This window comes from Arthrobacter jiangjiafuii (assembly GCF_018622995.1).
Classification (GTDB): Bacteria; Actinomycetota; Actinomycetes; order Actinomycetales; family Micrococcaceae; genus Arthrobacter_B; species Arthrobacter_B jiangjiafuii.
In genome coordinates this window covers 3,511,974-3,525,925 of sequence record NZ_CP076022.1, presented here as the reverse complement: position 1 = coordinate 3,525,925, position 13,952 = coordinate 3,511,974, and the positions used below count along the sequence as shown (strand labels likewise).

The 13,952-nt window shown below is 70.0% G+C and carries 13 protein-coding genes; 3 read left to right on the top strand and 10 right to left on the bottom strand.

From position 1 onward, the window contains the following. Nucleotides 1-49: 49 nt before the first annotated feature. The 6 genes from KKR91_RS16600 to KKR91_RS16575 form a co-directional block, all read right to left on the bottom strand. Complete coding sequence (locus KKR91_RS16600) at nt 50-1,441, bottom strand: PfkB family carbohydrate kinase (protein ID WP_210227203.1); 1,392 nt, start codon at nt 1,439-1,441, stop codon at nt 50-52. Continuing rightward, nucleotides 1,438-2,034 carry a D-sedoheptulose-7-phosphate isomerase gene (locus KKR91_RS16595; RefSeq protein ID WP_237687652.1) on the bottom strand — a complete coding sequence of 199 codons (597 nt, stop codon included), beginning with the start codon at nt 2,032-2,034 and terminating at the stop codon, nt 1,438-1,440. The genes KKR91_RS16600 and KKR91_RS16595 overlap by 4 nt, the downstream gene beginning before the upstream one ends. Before the next feature lie 83 nt (nt 2,035-2,117). Continuing rightward, the gene (locus KKR91_RS16590) at nt 2,118-3,386 is read right to left on the bottom strand and encodes a glycosyltransferase (RefSeq protein WP_210227207.1); all 1,269 of its coding nucleotides are present in this window, start codon (nt 3,384-3,386) and stop codon (nt 2,118-2,120) included. Then, on the bottom strand, nt 3,383-4,453 hold the full coding sequence (locus KKR91_RS16585) for a glycosyltransferase (RefSeq protein ID WP_210227209.1): 1,071 nt from the start codon (nt 4,451-4,453) through the stop codon (nt 3,383-3,385). The genes KKR91_RS16590 and KKR91_RS16585 overlap by 4 nt, the downstream gene beginning before the upstream one ends. Next, nucleotides 4,450-5,523 (bottom strand): glycosyltransferase family 9 protein, encoded by a 1,074-nt coding sequence (locus KKR91_RS16580; protein ID WP_210227211.1) that lies wholly within the window; start codon nt 5,521-5,523, stop codon nt 4,450-4,452. Before KKR91_RS16580 ends, KKR91_RS16585 begins: the two co-directional genes overlap by 4 nt. Further along, nucleotides 5,520-6,056, bottom strand: coding sequence for a D-glycero-alpha-D-manno-heptose-1,7-bisphosphate 7-phosphatase (locus KKR91_RS16575; protein WP_210228216.1), 537 nt, complete (start codon nt 6,054-6,056; stop codon nt 5,520-5,522). The genes KKR91_RS16580 and KKR91_RS16575 overlap by 4 nt, the downstream gene beginning before the upstream one ends. A 187-nt stretch (nt 6,057-6,243) precedes the next feature. Between KKR91_RS16575 and KKR91_RS16570 the strand changes: the two genes are divergently transcribed. Continuing rightward, nucleotides 6,244-7,191: a glycosyltransferase family 9 protein gene (locus KKR91_RS16570; RefSeq protein ID WP_210227213.1), complete on the top strand. Its 948-nt coding sequence runs from the start codon at nt 6,244-6,246 to the stop codon at nt 7,189-7,191. A gap of 43 nt (nt 7,192-7,234) precedes the next feature. On the opposite strand, the gene KKR91_RS16565 is transcribed toward KKR91_RS16570, so the two are convergent. The 3 genes from KKR91_RS16565 to KKR91_RS16555 form a co-directional block, all read right to left on the bottom strand. After that, the gene (locus tag KKR91_RS16565) at nt 7,235-8,017 is read right to left on the bottom strand and encodes a sigma-70 family RNA polymerase sigma factor (protein WP_210227215.1); all 783 of its coding nucleotides are present in this window, start codon (nt 8,015-8,017) and stop codon (nt 7,235-7,237) included. 195 nt (nt 8,018-8,212) lie between these two features. Continuing rightward, complete coding sequence (locus KKR91_RS16560; protein ID WP_210227217.1) at nt 8,213-8,608, bottom strand: hypothetical protein; 396 nt, start codon at nt 8,606-8,608, stop codon at nt 8,213-8,215. A 93-nt stretch (nt 8,609-8,701) separates the two neighbouring features. Next, entirely contained in the window at nt 8,702-9,274 is a 573-nt protein-coding gene (locus KKR91_RS16555; protein ID WP_210227219.1) for a CGNR zinc finger domain-containing protein, read from the bottom strand. Between the two features lie 103 nt (nt 9,275-9,377). Between KKR91_RS16555 and KKR91_RS16550 the strand changes: the two genes are divergently transcribed. Beyond that, nucleotides 9,378-10,376 carry an EamA family transporter gene (locus tag KKR91_RS16550; RefSeq protein ID WP_420481437.1) on the top strand — a complete coding sequence of 333 codons (999 nt, stop codon included), beginning with the start codon at nt 9,378-9,380 and terminating at the stop codon, nt 10,374-10,376. A gap of 60 nt (nt 10,377-10,436) precedes the next feature. Here KKR91_RS16550 and KKR91_RS16545 read toward each other — a convergent pair whose 3' ends face one another. After that, nucleotides 10,437-11,975 (bottom strand): long-chain-fatty-acid--CoA ligase, encoded by a 1,539-nt coding sequence (locus tag KKR91_RS16545; RefSeq protein ID WP_210227222.1) that lies wholly within the window; start codon nt 11,973-11,975, stop codon nt 10,437-10,439. A 464-nt stretch (nt 11,976-12,439) separates the two neighbouring features. Here KKR91_RS16545 and KKR91_RS16540 point away from each other — a divergent pair, with 464 nt between their 5' ends. Continuing rightward, on the top strand, nt 12,440-13,951 hold the full coding sequence (locus tag KKR91_RS16540; protein ID WP_210227224.1) for a SulP family inorganic anion transporter: 1,512 nt from the start codon (nt 12,440-12,442) through the stop codon (nt 13,949-13,951). The last annotated feature ends 1 nt before the right edge of the window (nt 13,952 follow it).

Genomic DNA, 13,952 nt, shown 5'->3' with positions numbered 1-13,952 from the left:
TCACGGGTTGTACCGGGGGTTCGGTGGAAAAGGGGATGCGTGGACGCTGCTAGCCGACCCTGGCCAGCGCGGCGGCCAGCCTGGAGGTGGAACGGGCCGGGTGGTACGGAACGGTCACGGTTTCCCCGCCCCAGGTCTTGACTAGGCGGGCCTCGGGCAGCTGGTCCTCCCGGTAGTCACCGCCCTTGACCCAGATGTCCGGGCGCAGCCGGTCCAGTGCCGCCTCCGGAGTGTCCTCCTCGAAGATCAGCACCCCGTCAACGCAGCCCAGGGACAGCAGCAGTTCGGCGCGGTCCTGTTGGCCGATGATGGGGCGCTGCTCGCCCTTGAGCCGGCGCACGGAACTGTCCGAGTTGAGGACCACAATCAGGCAGTCGCCCAGCCGGCGGGCTGCGGAAAGGGTGCGGGCGTGCCCGGCATGGAGCAGGTCGAAACAGCCGCCGGTTGCCACCACCGTTCCGCCGTGGCGGCGCACCTGCTCCGCCGCCCGCAGCGCATCGAGGCTTTCACTGCGCAGTTGCCGGGGAGCAGGGGCCTGCAGCAGGGATGCCACGCCGCCGGCGGCGAGGAAGGCGGCAGCGGCCTGCACGGCTTTCTCGACGGCCGGTTCCAGGGCCGTTCCGTGCTCCAGTCCCAGTGCCAGCGTGGCGGTGAAGCGGTCTCCGGCACCGCAGGTGTCACCGGCGGCGGCCTCCGGGGCGGGGATCATCTGCGGCAGGCCCGAGGCGGGCAGCACCAGCGCGCCCAGGGCACCCAGCGTGACCACCACTGCCCGGCTCTGCCAGCGGCCCAGCAGCGTTTCGGCGGCGCGCAGGGCTGCGGGAATTCCGCCGCCGGTCCCGTCCCCGGTCGCCGTTGCGTCGTCGGCAGGGCCGGCTGCGCGCAGCGCTTCGGAGAGGTTCGGTGTCACGGCGGCCACCCCGGGCACCGGGTCCGTCCCGGCCGGATGCGGATCCCACACCACCGGAATCCGCCCCGCCAGGGCAGCGAGCGAACGGCGCAGGCGCGGGTCACCGGTCAGCCCCCGGCCGTAGTCCGCTACGACGACGGCGTCTGCCGTCTCCAGGACGGCCAGCATCTCGTCGGTCGCCACGGGTGGCGGCGGGGGAGCGCAGCCCTCATCGAAGCGCACCACGGCGTGGGAGCCGGCACGGATCCGGGTCTTCACCGGGGTCGGGGCCCCGGACGGACCGGCCGTAACAACGATTCCGGCCAGTGCCTCGCGCAGGACGGCGGCGGCGCCGTCGTCGGACAATACGGTCACCAGCTGTACGGCGTGCCCGTCCCGGGCCAGCATCCGGGCCACCAGTCCGGCACCTCCGGCCCGGTGCCGGACGTCGTCCACGTCCACCACCGGTACCGGTGCGTCCGGGGACAGCCGCTGCGCGCTGCCGCTGATATCGGCGTCCAGCAGGACGTCGCCGACCACCACGATGTTCATGGCCTCTCCTCTGTGCCGCGGCGGGATACCTCGGCGTCGAAGGCCCGGCACAGTGCGTGCAGGGCGATCAGGTGGGCTTCCTGGGCGTTGGCGGCGCCCGCGTCGATGCACACCGCGTCGTCGCAGGCCTCGCTGAGCGGATTCGGACCCCGGCCGGTGACCGCCCACGTTCTCACGCCGGTGCGCCCGGCGGCCTCTGCGGCGCGCAGCAGGTTGGGGCTGCGGCCGGACGTGGAGAACAGGATCAGCACGTCCCCGGGCCGTCCGTGGCCTGCCACCTGCCGGGCGAAGAGCTGGTCATAGCCGTAGTCGTTGGCGATGGCGGTCACCGTGGAGGTGTCGGCGTGCAGGGCAATCGCGGAAAACGCCCGGCGCTCGCCGTCGAACCGTCCCACGAGCTCAGCGGTCAGGTGCTGGGCCTCGGCAGCGGACCCGCCATTTCCCGCCGCGAGCAGCCGCTGCCCGGCCAGCAGCCGCCCGGCGAGCTCCACGCCCCAACCGGTGAGCCGCAGGGCCTGGGACTGAACCGACGCGAGGGCAGGCCCCAGCCCGGCCAGATGCTCCAGGACGGCCCGGTGGGCGGTGGACTCCACGTCTGCCGGACCGGATGACGGCTTCACATCGCTCAGCAGCGTTCCGGCCCCAGCGCCTGAGGCAGCGGTTGCCTGGTCGGGTGTCACAATGCCTTCCCTCCCAGGGGCTGCAGGTGGGTCCGCCGTGCAGCGGCGCTGCCGCCAACCGTCATTTGGTAGGCCTTTTCGGTGTCTGCCGCCACGCGGTCCCAGGAATAGCGGGCCCGGGCCCGCTGCCGTCCGGCCGCGCCGAGCCGCCGGGCGTAGCCGGGGTTCTGCAGCAGTTCGGCCAGCGCCCCGGCGAGGGCCTCCGGATCCCGCGGCGGCACGTGCAGCCCGGTTTTGCCGTGCACCACGGTATCGATCAGCCCGCCCACGGCGGAAGCCACCACCGGCACCCCGCACGCCATGGCCTCCAGCGGAACAATGCCGAACGGCTCGTACCAGGGTGCGCAGACCACGGCGTCGGCGCTGCGCAGCACGGCCGGCATCGCCTCTCGCGGTGCCTGCCCGCGCAGCAGCACCCGGTCCGCCACGCCGAGCGCCCGCGCCAGTGCGAGCAGCCGCCGCGCCTCCGGGTCCGATTCCAGCCCGGCGGAATCGGAGGCACCGCCGACAATCAGGAGTTCGACGTCGTCGATTCCTTCCTCCGCGAGCAGGGCCAGGGCCTGGACCGCCAGATCCACGCCCTTGCGCGGGACCAGGCGGCCGACGGCGGCGATCCGGTGCGTGCGGCCGCGGGGCTCGGCCGGGCCCTGGCTGCCGAACAGTTCCAGGTCCACGCCGCAGGGCGCCACGGAGATCCGGTTGCCCGGGATGCCCATCGCCTTGAGTTCAAAGACCTCGTCGGAGCAGGTGGCGATAATCCGGTCCGCGCTGCGGCCCACCGACGGTTCCAGCCAGGTGCGCTCCGGCGGACTGGTGTCGTCGCGGCCCTGATGCCGTTTTTTCACCGTGCCAAGGGCGTGGAATGTCTGCAGCACCGGCACCGGATAGCCCATGGTGTCGGCCCGGCGGGAGGCATCCAGGGCTGCCACACCGGACATCCAGAAGTGGGCGTGCACCACGTCCGGCGGCGCCGTGCCCCAATCGGAGGCAATACCGGCAGCCAGTTCGCCCATGTAGGGCAGCAGGGCGTCCTTGGGCAGCGACCGCGCCGGCCCGGCGTCCACATGCATCACGTCCAGGCCGGGGCATACCGGCACCACTGCCGGCAGGTCCGGGTCGTCACGGCGGGTATAGACCCGGACCGTGTGCCCGCGGCGGGCCAGCGCCACCGACAGTGCCGCGACATGCACGTTCTGCCCGCCGGCATCCACTGAGCCCAGCGCCGCCAGTGGACTGGCGTGCTCCGACACCATTGAGATTCTCACTGCTTGCCCCCTCCTGCAGCTCCTGACAGTTCCGTTTCCCGCATCGGCGGCCCTCCGGCTGCCCCGGATCCCGTGCCCCCGGACACCGGTCCCGTCGTGACGTTGCCGTCCGCAATATCCGAGAGGACGGTGTCCCACGCAGCCAGGAAGGCGTCCAGTCCGTAGTGCTCCAGGGCGAAATCCCGGGCCGCCCGCCCGCGGCTCCGGGCGTCGTCGGGGTCTTCCACAAGCTGCGCGGCGGCCTGGACCAATTCCCCGATGTCCGTCGAGATGGCTCCGGCTTCCGGCGGCACCGCGCGGCCGGCCTCCGTGGCCGCCAGCGCCAGCACGGGCAGGCCCAGATGCATCGCCTCGAGCAGCGACAGGCCCAGGGACGTCCAGCGCATCGGGTGCAGGTACGCCCGGCAGCCCGCGAGCTGCGCATGCAGGTCCTCCGGGGGCAGGTCGCCGCGGACGGTGAGTTCGTCAGCGCCCAGGCCGGTGGCTTCGGCCAGCCCGTCCGCGCCCATCCCGAAGACTTCCAACGCTGCGGCGCGGGCAAAACGAGGCAGCAGGTCCGTTCCGGTCACCCGCCAGCGGCGGACCGGATCGTTGATGACCACGCCCAGGTGTTCCCGCTCTCCGGTGTAGCGGTAGCCGGGGTCCGGGACGCCGTGTTCAATGACCCGGACCGGTGCCCGCCCGCTGTCCCAGAACAGCTGGTTGAAGTGGGTCACGTGGATGATTGGGATGTTGCTCTGGTCGGCCAGCGGATGGACGGCCGCCGGCACGTTCCCCTTGGGAGTGTTGTGCTCCAGGTACACCGCAGGAAGGTCCCTGCCCGGCCGGCGTCCCATCAGCCGGACGCATTCCCCGATCTCCTCGACACGCTGAAGCACGACGACGTCGATGTCGGCGTCCCGCAGCTGTTCCGGAGCGATCTCGACGGCGGATGCGGGCCAGTTCCGGCCGCCCCGCCCGAGCCCCCAGGGGCCTCCGGCGGCAGTCTTCGGAAGGAGGTACTGGTGCGGCCCGCGGATAAAGGCCTCCATCCAGCCTCCGTGCACGTGCCAAAGCAGGATCCTCATGCAGTCCTCGTTTCGCTGCGTGTTCCTCGCCGCGTCCCCAGCGATGCCACGCCGGTGGTCAGCCGGTGGACGGCCTCCACCACCTGCTCCGGGGTCACGCCGGAAAGGCAGGGGTGGCCGGGCACCGGACAAATGCGCGCACGGCTGAGCCGGCAGGTTGCGTTCTGGTCACCGAGCAACTCCAGCGGCACCTTGTAGGGCGCCCAGCGAATGGCCGGCACGACGGGCGCGAACAGGCTCACCACCGGGGTTCCCACCGCCGCGGCCAGATGCGCCGGGCCGGTATTGCCGACGACGACGGCGGACGCCCCGGCCAGCACCCCGGCCAGGGTCCGCAGGTCGGTCCGCCCGCCCAGATCCAGGCCGGCTACTCCGGCCACGGTGGCGGTCAGCCGGGTTTCCGCCGGGCCGCCGGTAACGACCACCCGGTAGCCGGCGGCGGTCAGCAGCTCAACGGCCGCGGCGTGGTGCAGGGCAGGCCAGGCACGGGCGGACACCGCTGCGCCGGGATGCACTACGACATAGGGGCCCCCGCCCGCCAACTCCCCGGCCGGAGGGGTGCCGCGCAGCCGCAGCCTCCCGTCGTCCTCCGGCGGCAGCCGGAACCCCGCGGCTGCGGCGATCCGCAGGGCACGTTCGGCCTCGGGCTGGTCTTCGGGAAAGTCCTCGCCGGGCGTGAGGCGGGTGTCCAGCAGCGATCCGGGGTAGTCCACGGACGCTGCGGTGATCCGGCGGACTCCCGCCAGCCGCAGGACCAGGGCCAGCGGAAGGGGTGACTGGTGGAAGGACGTGAGGATGACCGCTTCGGAGATGGCTGCCCGGCGCACGGCATCCGAGAGTTCAGCAACCGCGGTTGCGGTGACCGGCGGCGCCGGGTCCGCCACCCAGGGCCCGGTCCAGGTCAGCACCGTTTCCACCCCCGGCAGGAGGTGTCCGGCCTCGGTCCCCTGCGGTCCGCAGAGCAGCACGACCCGGGTTGCCGGGGCGGCGGCGACGGCGCGGACCGCAGGTCCGGCGAGCAGTACGTCCCCGGCGCTGTCCAGCCGGGCCACCAGGATGCGGCGGGTCATGGGCTGCCCAGCAGCAGGTCCACGGCGCCGGCCAGATCGGCGGCCACCAGGGTGGCGGCGGCCGCTTCTTCGGGCCGCGTCACGGACGTGGGGACCAGGACGCCGCGTGCCCCGGCGGCGGCGGCGGCTTCGACGTCGGCCCCGATATCGCCGATCACCGCAGTGTCGGCCGGCCGCAGGCCAAGCCGGGCGCAGGCGCTGTGGATCATGCCTGGCGCCGGTTTCCGGCAGGGGCATCCGTCCTCGGCGGAATGTGGACAGATTTCCCAGACATCGAAGGGGCCCAGCAGCTCCTCCACCCGGGCGTTGACCGCCTGGACCTGGGCGGGCGTGAGCAGCCCGCGGGCCAGGCCGGACTGGTTGCTGATCACGCCCGTCCGGATACCGCGGCTGCGCAGTTCCTGCAGCACGGCGGCGGCCTGGGGGAAGGGGTCCACCAGCGCAGGGTTGCCGTTATAGGGGACATCGCGCACGAGCGTGCCGTCACGGTCAAAGAGCACGGCGCGGGGCGGTGCGAAGTCCGAAGATCCCATAACGAACATGTTCCCCATCGGTCACGCTCCTAAACACTGCTGCTGCTACTTCTTCTTCTCCACTGGTTCCTGCGCAGACGGTGCTGAAGCTGCGGGAAGCGCTCTGGCAGGATGATGACCACTCGTCCCGCGCCGCGGACGGCAGGGACGGACCGGGGTGGAAGGACACGGAGATGGGAAGCATCTGATGGCGAGCATCAACGGATTGCGGGAGCAACCGGAACTGCTGGCCCTGCGCGCCCTGAAACTCGGCGACCTGCTGGTGGCTGTCCCGGCGCTGCGGGCCCTGCGCCGGGAGTTTCCGGAGCACCGGATCCTCTACGCCGCCCAGGAGTGGCTCGCTCCGGCGGTGGAGCTGGTGGGCAGTGTTGATGCGCTCCTGCCGCTGCACGGCCTGGATGTGCCGATCGACCTGGCTCCCGGCCGGATCGACGTGGCGGTGAACCTGCACGGCAGCGGCCCGGAGAGCACCGGACGGCTGGAGGCGCTGGCGCCGCGCCGGCTGATCGGACACGCCGCGCCGGGGCTGCCCGGGCCGGAATGGCGCCACGGCATCCATGAACGGGAGCGGTGGGCGGGGCTGTTGAGCTGGCACGGGATTGCGGCCGATCCGCTGGACTATCTGCTGCTGCCGCCGCGGGCCGCGAACCCGGCGCCCGGGGCGGTGGTGCTGCACGTGGGTGCGGCGTACGGCAGCCGGCTCTGGCCGGTGGAGCGGTTCGCCGCAGTGGCAGCCGAGTTCAGCCGCACCGGCCGCCAGGTGCTGCTGACCGGCAGCGCCTCAGAGCGTCCCCGGGCGCTGGCCGTCGCCGGGCGGGCGGGCTTGCCGGAGAGTTCCGTGGCGGCGGGGGAGCTGGACTTGCAGGCGTTTGCCGCGGTAGTGGCCGGTGCGGCCCTGGTGGTGTCGGCGGATACCGGCGCCGCCCACCTGGCCTCGGCCTACGCGCGTCCCTCGGTGGTGATCTTCGGCCCGGCGCCGGTGACGGAGTGGGGCCCGCCCGCGGGGCCGCATATCGCGTTGACGGATGAGACGGTGCGGGTGGGGGATACCTTTGCCGTGGATCCGGATCCGGCGCTGCTGGCGGTCACGGTGGCGGATGTGCTGGCGGCGGCGGAGAAACTGGAGGTCCTTTAGGGGCGGGTCCGCTTCTGGCACAACGGTTTCAGGCGCAACCGCTCTAGGCGCTGGCGGCCTCGCTGCCTGCGGCCCGGGCGGGACGGCCGAGGATTTCGTGCTGGAGCTTGACCAGGATCCGCGCCAGTTTCCGCGAGACCTGCATCTGCGTCATGCCCAGGCGCTCGCCGATCACCTGCTGCGGCTCTTCATGGAAATAGCGGCGGAAGAGCAGGTCCTTTTCGCTGTCCTGCAGTTTGCGGATGGCCAGTGCAAGCATGGCCAGGTTCTCTGCCTGCTCCAGGCGCGTGTCAATGCCGGCGGGGAGATCGGCGGGATAATCGCCGTCCAACGCCGCGTCGAGTGAATCGGGCTGCAGGCTGCTCTGGCAGTTCAGGGCCTCGGCGACCATCTTTTCCCCGTGTCCCAGTTCCTCGGCCAGTTCCGGGACGGACGGTTCCCGGGCCAGGCGTTGGGCGAGGGCCGGATAGACCTTGGCAATGTTGGTTCTCAGGTCCTGCACCTCCCGCGGCGGACGCACCATCCAGGACTGATCCCGGAGGTAGCGCTTGAGCTCGCCGTGGATCGTGGGCACCGCAAACGCCGGAAAATGCACGCCCACGGCGGGGTCGAAGCGTTTGACGGCCTTGATCAGCCCCAGATAGGCGACCTGGCGGAGGTCGGCGCGGTCACGGCCCTGCCCGGCGTAGGAGAGGGCAACCCGGTGGGCAAGGTCGCGGTGCGCCAGGACCAGTTCGTTGTGCAGCGCCTGTTGCAGGTCCCCCCGGGCGCGGCGGGCTTTTTCGAATTGTGGCAGGTCGTGGGGTGGCAGGTCAGGAGGCGTCATCAGGCAGCTCTTCGTCGTTGCTGATGGGCCCCCTGCTGGACCGCCCCCTCAGGGAACCAGAAGCACCGATGGTTTTTCAAGGGCGGCGGAAAGGAAAATGCGGTTCGGGGCTTTACGTCCCCGCGGAGCAGAAGGTATAGGCTCTCCGGCCCGGCAGCCGGACGGGGCCTGGAAGTGCTTACCGGGTTCCGGCGCCTACCGGGCTCCGCGGTCGGGGTCGTCCAACATCCGGCCGAGGTCGGCGAGCTGGTCCTGCCCGTCCTGCTGACCCTGCCCGGCGTGCCCGTCCTGGTGCGGCACAGGATCCTGGCTTTCCGGGCTCTCCTGGCTCTCTTGGCTTTCCGGACTCTCCTGGGCGCGGCGGCGCCGGACCAGCAAGGCTGCTGCAGCACCGATGACCGCCACGCCGGAAGCCAACACCAGCATCAGCATCGCGTAGAACCAGAAGAGGGTGATGCTCGCCGGCGCAGAGAGTGGAGGGGTTAGCACCCCGCTCAGGCACAGCACCCACAAGGCCACGCAGCTGCCCATGGTGATCCATGCGGTGCGGGGTGAGACGGAATGAAAGAGGGACTGCAGTTTCTGGTCCATGGCGAAAATCCTGGGGGGAGGGGCCTAAGTGCCGTCTGCTCGACGCCCAACAGTCTAGGTAGCCCAGCCCCCGCCCGAACGGTTTCCGGGTCTTTAGGGTCCTTTTGCGGGCCTGGGGCTTGTTTCCCGTCCCGCCCGCCGGGTCCGGTAGGAACGAACGTGCTCCCGGTTGCCGCAGTTCCCGGTGTCGCAGTAGCGCTTGGATCGGTTGCGGGTCAGGTCCAGGGTCACGGCAGAGCAGTCCGGGGCGTCGCAGATGCCGAGCCGGCCCAACTCGCCCCCGCGGAGGACATCGGCGAGGGCCATGGCTGCTTCCGTGGCCATTCGTTCTTCCAGGGGTGCAGCGGGCGAGGTGCAGTGCAGATGCCAGCCCCAGTTGTCGTGCCGGAGCACCTGGGGTAGGGCCCGGGAGTTTCGCAGCAGCTGGTTGACGCCGTCGGCCAGCGCCACCTCGTCAGCCGTCCACAGCTGCGCAAGGAGCGCGCGCAGGTGCCGGACGGCCCGCAGCTCACCCAGAGTGTGGGCGCGGGAGCCGCTGAACTGCTGCTCATCCAGGAATCGGTCCAGGTCTGCGGGCGTGCGCAGGGTATCCGGGCTGCCCACGCCTGTGTTGATGAAGGCCGCCGCGGTGGTTAGTGCCGCAGTTGTGTCATGAGCTAAAACCATGTTGACCCCTGACAGTAGCTGTAAGTCCTTCCATGGTAATGGTCTAGAACACATAATGGTCCTGTCAGGTCCCGTCGGGACGCCGTTTCTGTTGCTCCCGGAGATTCCAGTGCCCACCCCGCCTCCCCGCCCGCTGCCGGCTCCCGATGCAGCTTCCCTCGTTGCCAGAGTGCCCGGCGGGGCGTCCGCGCTGGCCGTCGCCCTGCTGTCTTCGGCGGTGTTCGGGCTCTCCGGATCCTTTGCCAAATCCCTGTTGGAGACCGGCTGGACCTCCACCACCGCCGTCGCCGTCCGCATGGGCGGCGCGGCACTGGTCCTGCTGGTCCCGGCGCTGATCGCCCTGAGGGGAAACTGGCACCAGGTGAGGGAAAACTGGAGAACGATCCTGGCCTTCGGTTTCATTGGCGTGGCCGGCTGCCAGTTCTTCTTTTTCAACGCGGTGGAGCGGCTCTCGGTAGGTGTGGCACTGCTGCTGGAGTTCCTGGCTCCCGTGCTGATGGTGCTGTGGATCTGGCTGGCCACAAGGCGCCGGCCCGGGATCAGGACCATCGGCGGAACCGTCGCCGCCGTCGCGGGCCTGGTGCTGGTGCTGGACGTTACCGGCAACGTGCGGGTCGACCCCCTGGGCGTTCTTTGGGGCCTGGCCGCGGCAGTGTGCCTGGCGATCTACTTCTTCATTACCGCCCGGCAGAACGAGTCCCTGCCACCGTTGGTGCTGGCCACCGGAGGGATGATTGTCGGTGCGGCGACCATGCTGGCGCTGGGAGCCTCAGGCGTGCTGCCCACCGGCTTCAGCACGTCCGACGTCGTTCTGGCGGGCTGGAGCACCGCCTGGTGGGTGCCGCTGGCGGGGCTGGTTCTGTTCTCCACGGTGCTGGCCTATGTCACCGGCATCGTTGCTGCCCGCCGGCTGGGCTCGCGCGTGGCGTCCTTTGTTTCGCTGACCGAGGTGCTGTTCGCCGTCCTGTGGGCGTGGCTGCTCCTGGCGGAGCTGCCACGCCCGGTCCAACTGGTCGGCGGTGCCCTGATTGTCCTGGGCGTTGTCCTGGTGAGGTCGGACAAGGCGGCGGGCCTGCCGGCGGCGGAGACCGGTACAGCCTGACCCGCCCGGGCTTTCCCGGATACCCCTGCCTCACGGCACGGGAACCCGGGGCCGGGGCCGCTACACCGTCTCGGCTTCCCCTGCCGGAATGTCCACCCGGATTTCCCGCTTCAGGATTTTCCCGGTCGGGCCCTTGGGCAGCTCATCGGTCAGCACCACGCGGCGCGGATACTTATAGGCGGCCAGCCGGTCTTTCGCGAAGTCCCGGATTTCGGCCAGCAGCGCGTCCCGGGCGTCGTCGGCGTCGGGCAGGGCGCCCTCCTTGAGACCTACCACCGCCACGATTTCCTCGCCGTGCAGATCATCGGGCACCCCGATCACAGCGGCCTCGGCCACAGCCGGGTGCTCATACAGCACCTCCTCGACCTCGCGCGGGTAGACGTTGTAGCCGCCGCGCAGGATGACGTCCTTCTTGCGGTCCACGATGTACAGGTTGCCCGCCTCGTCGGCACGGGCCAGGTCGCCGCTGCGGAACCAGCCGTCCGGGATGGCAGCCTGCGTCGCTTCCGGGTTGTTCCAGTACCCCTTCATCACGCCGCTGCCCCGCACCGCCAGCTCGCCGACGTCGCCCACCGGCACCTCGGCGCCCTCCGGATCCACGATCCGCACTTCCATCCCCTCCACCGGCTTGCCAATGGAGCCGGCCATCCGGTCCGGCCCGGGAAGGTTGAAGGAGACCACCGGGGACGTTTCGGAGAGGCCGTAGCCTTCGAGCAGTTGCGTGCCGAAAACCCGCTCGAACTCGTGCAGGACCTCCAGCGGCATCGCGGACCCGCCGGTGATGGCACCGCGCAGGGTGGACACCTCGGTGGAGGCCAGGTCCGGATGACGCAGCATCCCCACATACATGGTGGGCACGCCCTCGAAGATGGTCACGCCGTCGCGCTCGATGATCTCCAGCGCCTTGCCGGCGTCAAAACGCGGCAGCAGACTGATCGACGCTCCGACCATGACTGCCGAATTCAGCGCCGAGGTCTGGCCGAACACGTGGAAGAACGGGAGGCCGCCGAAAATCACGTCGGATTCCAGCGTGTGCAGCAGGTTCCGTGAAATATCGGCATTGCTGCGCAGATTGTCGTGGGTCAGAGCCGCACCCTTTGGCCGTCCGGTGGTGCCGGAGGTATAGAGGATGACGGCGACGTCCCCGCCGTCGACCTCCCTCACCTCGGGGGCCGGGTCGGTGTCGGCCAGCAGCTGCATGAATGTGCCGGCGTCCACAGGGATGACAGGAATGCCGCCGGCCTCTTCGGCGCCTCCGAGGGCTTCGGCCAGGATGCCCTCCCAAGCGAAGACCAGGCGGGAGCCGGAATCGGAGAGGTGGTAGGCCACTTCGCGGGCCTTGAGCAGCGGATTCATCGGCACCACCACCGCACCGTAGCGAAGCACCCCGTAATAGACGAACGCCATCTGCGGGATATTGGGCATGATCAGCGCCACGCGTTCTCCCGGCGCGATGCCGAGGTCCCGGAGCACTCCGGCCACCTTGGCGCTCATCGCATCCAGCAGTGCATAGGAAATGACGGTGGAGTCCAGTTTCAGGACCGTGTTGTCAGGAACCCGGGCGGCCGTATCGGTCAGAATGCCGGCGAGGTTTTGCATGAAGATCTCCTTTGATCAGACATGAACGGGGGGTCAGCGGCGCCAACCGACAGCGGCTGGATGGATCGTGACCAGCATCACATACTGAGCGGTATGTATGCAGTGTAACCCCGGCTGTACCCGTTCGGATGGGTGGTCGCAGGGGAATTTCCCGCCCGGCGCGTGCCACCACTGATTCCCCCCCACTTTGTGACAATCGCTCCGGCGCGCAGCGGAGGGATAACGACAAACCGGAGGGATGCCGCAAACCGGAGGGTGGCCGCCTGCACCCCGGTCCCGGCTCCGCCCGCTCCCGGCCCCGCCTGCACCCCGGTCCCAGCGCCGCCCGCTGCCCGGTCCCGCCTGCACCCCGGCCGCTCCGCCCGCTGCCCGGTAATTGCCCGGTAATCTGGAACTGGATCCACCCCCGCGGCCCCTGCCCCGGCGCGTACGGGCCCACCATCGAAGACCCCAAAGGAACACTTATGCCCTCTTCCGCGGCACCCGTCCTTACACCTGCCGCCCGGCAGTCGGTGCTGGGCACCCTGAAGTCTCCGCGCCTGCTGAAGACCGAGGCGCTGGCCGGCCTGGTCGTGGCCCTGGCGCTGATCCCGGAAGCGATTGCATTCTCGGTCATCGCCGGAGTGGACCCCCGGATGGGCCTGTTTGCCTCCTTCACAATGGCCGTCACCATCGCCTTTGTGGGCGGCCGCCCGGCCATGATCTCCGCCGCAACCGGCGCCGTCGCGCTGGTCATTGCCCCGGTGGTGGCCGAACACGGCACGCAGTACCTGGTCCCGACCGTCATCCTGGCCGGTGTGTTCCAGATCCTGCTGGCCGTGGCCGGCGTCGCGAAGCTGATGCGCTTCATCCCGCGCTCGGTCATGGTGGGCTTTGTGAATGCCCTGGCCATCCTGGTGTTTTCATCCCAGGTGCCCGAACTGCTGGGCGTGCCCTGGCTGGTGTACCCGGTGACCGTCGTGGGGCTGGTGATTGTCTTTGGCCTGCCGAAACTGACGACGGCGGTGCCCGCACCGCTGGTGGCCATTGTGGTCCTCACCGCCGCGGCCGTCCTGGCCGGCTGGAACCTGCCCACGGTGGGAGACAAGGGCGAGCTGCCCGAATCCCTGCCGTCGCTGCTGTTCCCCGACGTCCCGCTGACCCTGGAGACCCTTCGGATCATCGCCCCGTATGCGGTGGCCATGGCCTTTGTCGGCCTGCTGGAATCCCTGCTGACCGCCAAGCTGGTGGACGACATCACCGACACCCGCTCCTCCAAGGTCCGCGAGTCCTGGGGCCAGGGCGTGGCAAACATCGTCACCGGGTTCTTCGGCGGCATGGGCGGCTGCGCCGTCGTGGGCCAGACCATGATGAACGTAAAGGCCTCCGGCGCGCGCACCCGGATCTCCACCTTCCTGGCCGGCGTGTTCCTGCTGCTGCTGGTGGTGGTGCTCGGCGACGTGGTGGCCCTGATCCCGATGGCGGCGCTGGTGGCCGTGATGATTTACGTGTCCATCGCGACCTTCGACTGGCACAGCATCCGCCCCTCCACCCTGAAACGGATGCCCAAGTCCGAAACCGCCGTCATGGGAATCACCGTGGCCGTGGTGGTGCTGACCTCCAACCTGGCGATCGGCGTCGGGGTGGGCGTGCTGGCCGCGATGGTGCTCTTCGCCCGCCGGGTGGCGCACTTTGTCACCGTCCGGCGCACGCTGGACGACGACGGCGCCGCGGTCACCTACACGGTGGTCGGCGAGTTGTTCTTCGCCTCCTCCAACGACCTCTACACCCAGTTCGAGTACGCCCTGGATCCGGATGAGGTGCTGATCGACATGAGCGGCTCCCACGTCTGGGACGCGTCCACCGTGGCAGCGTTGGATTCCATCACGGAGAAATACCGGAGGCACGGCAAAACGGCACGGATCACCGGCCTGAACGAATCCTCGGAGACCATCCGGTCCCGGCTCAGCGGCCAGTTCGGGGGCGCAGGCGGCTAGG

Coding starts and splice junctions, on each gene's coding strand:
- KKR91_RS16600 (WP_210227203.1), bottom strand. CDS start 1,441: ATGAACATCGTGGTGGTCGGCGACGTCCTGCTGGACGCCGATATCAGC.
- KKR91_RS16585 (WP_210227209.1), bottom strand. CDS start 4,453: ATGAGGATCCTGCTTTGGCACGTGCACGGAGGCTGGATGGAGGCCTTT.
- KKR91_RS16580 (WP_210227211.1), bottom strand. CDS start 5,523: ATGACCCGCCGCATCCTGGTGGCCCGGCTGGACAGCGCCGGGGACGTA.
- KKR91_RS16575 (WP_210228216.1), bottom strand. CDS start 6,056: ATGGGATCTTCGGACTTCGCACCGCCCCGCGCCGTGCTCTTTGACCGT.
- KKR91_RS16570 (WP_210227213.1), top strand. CDS start 6,244: ATGGCGAGCATCAACGGATTGCGGGAGCAACCGGAACTGCTGGCCCTG.
- KKR91_RS16565 (WP_210227215.1), bottom strand. CDS start 8,017: ATGACGCCTCCTGACCTGCCACCCCACGACCTGCCACAATTCGAAAAA.
- KKR91_RS16560 (WP_210227217.1), bottom strand. CDS start 8,608: ATGGACCAGAAACTGCAGTCCCTCTTTCATTCCGTCTCACCCCGCACC.
- KKR91_RS16555 (WP_210227219.1), bottom strand. CDS start 9,274: ATGGTTTTAGCTCATGACACAACTGCGGCACTAACCACCGCGGCGGCC.
- KKR91_RS16545 (WP_210227222.1), bottom strand. CDS start 11,975: ATGCAAAACCTCGCCGGCATTCTGACCGATACGGCCGCCCGGGTTCCT.
- KKR91_RS16540 (WP_210227224.1), top strand. CDS start 12,440: ATGCCCTCTTCCGCGGCACCCGTCCTTACACCTGCCGCCCGGCAGTCG.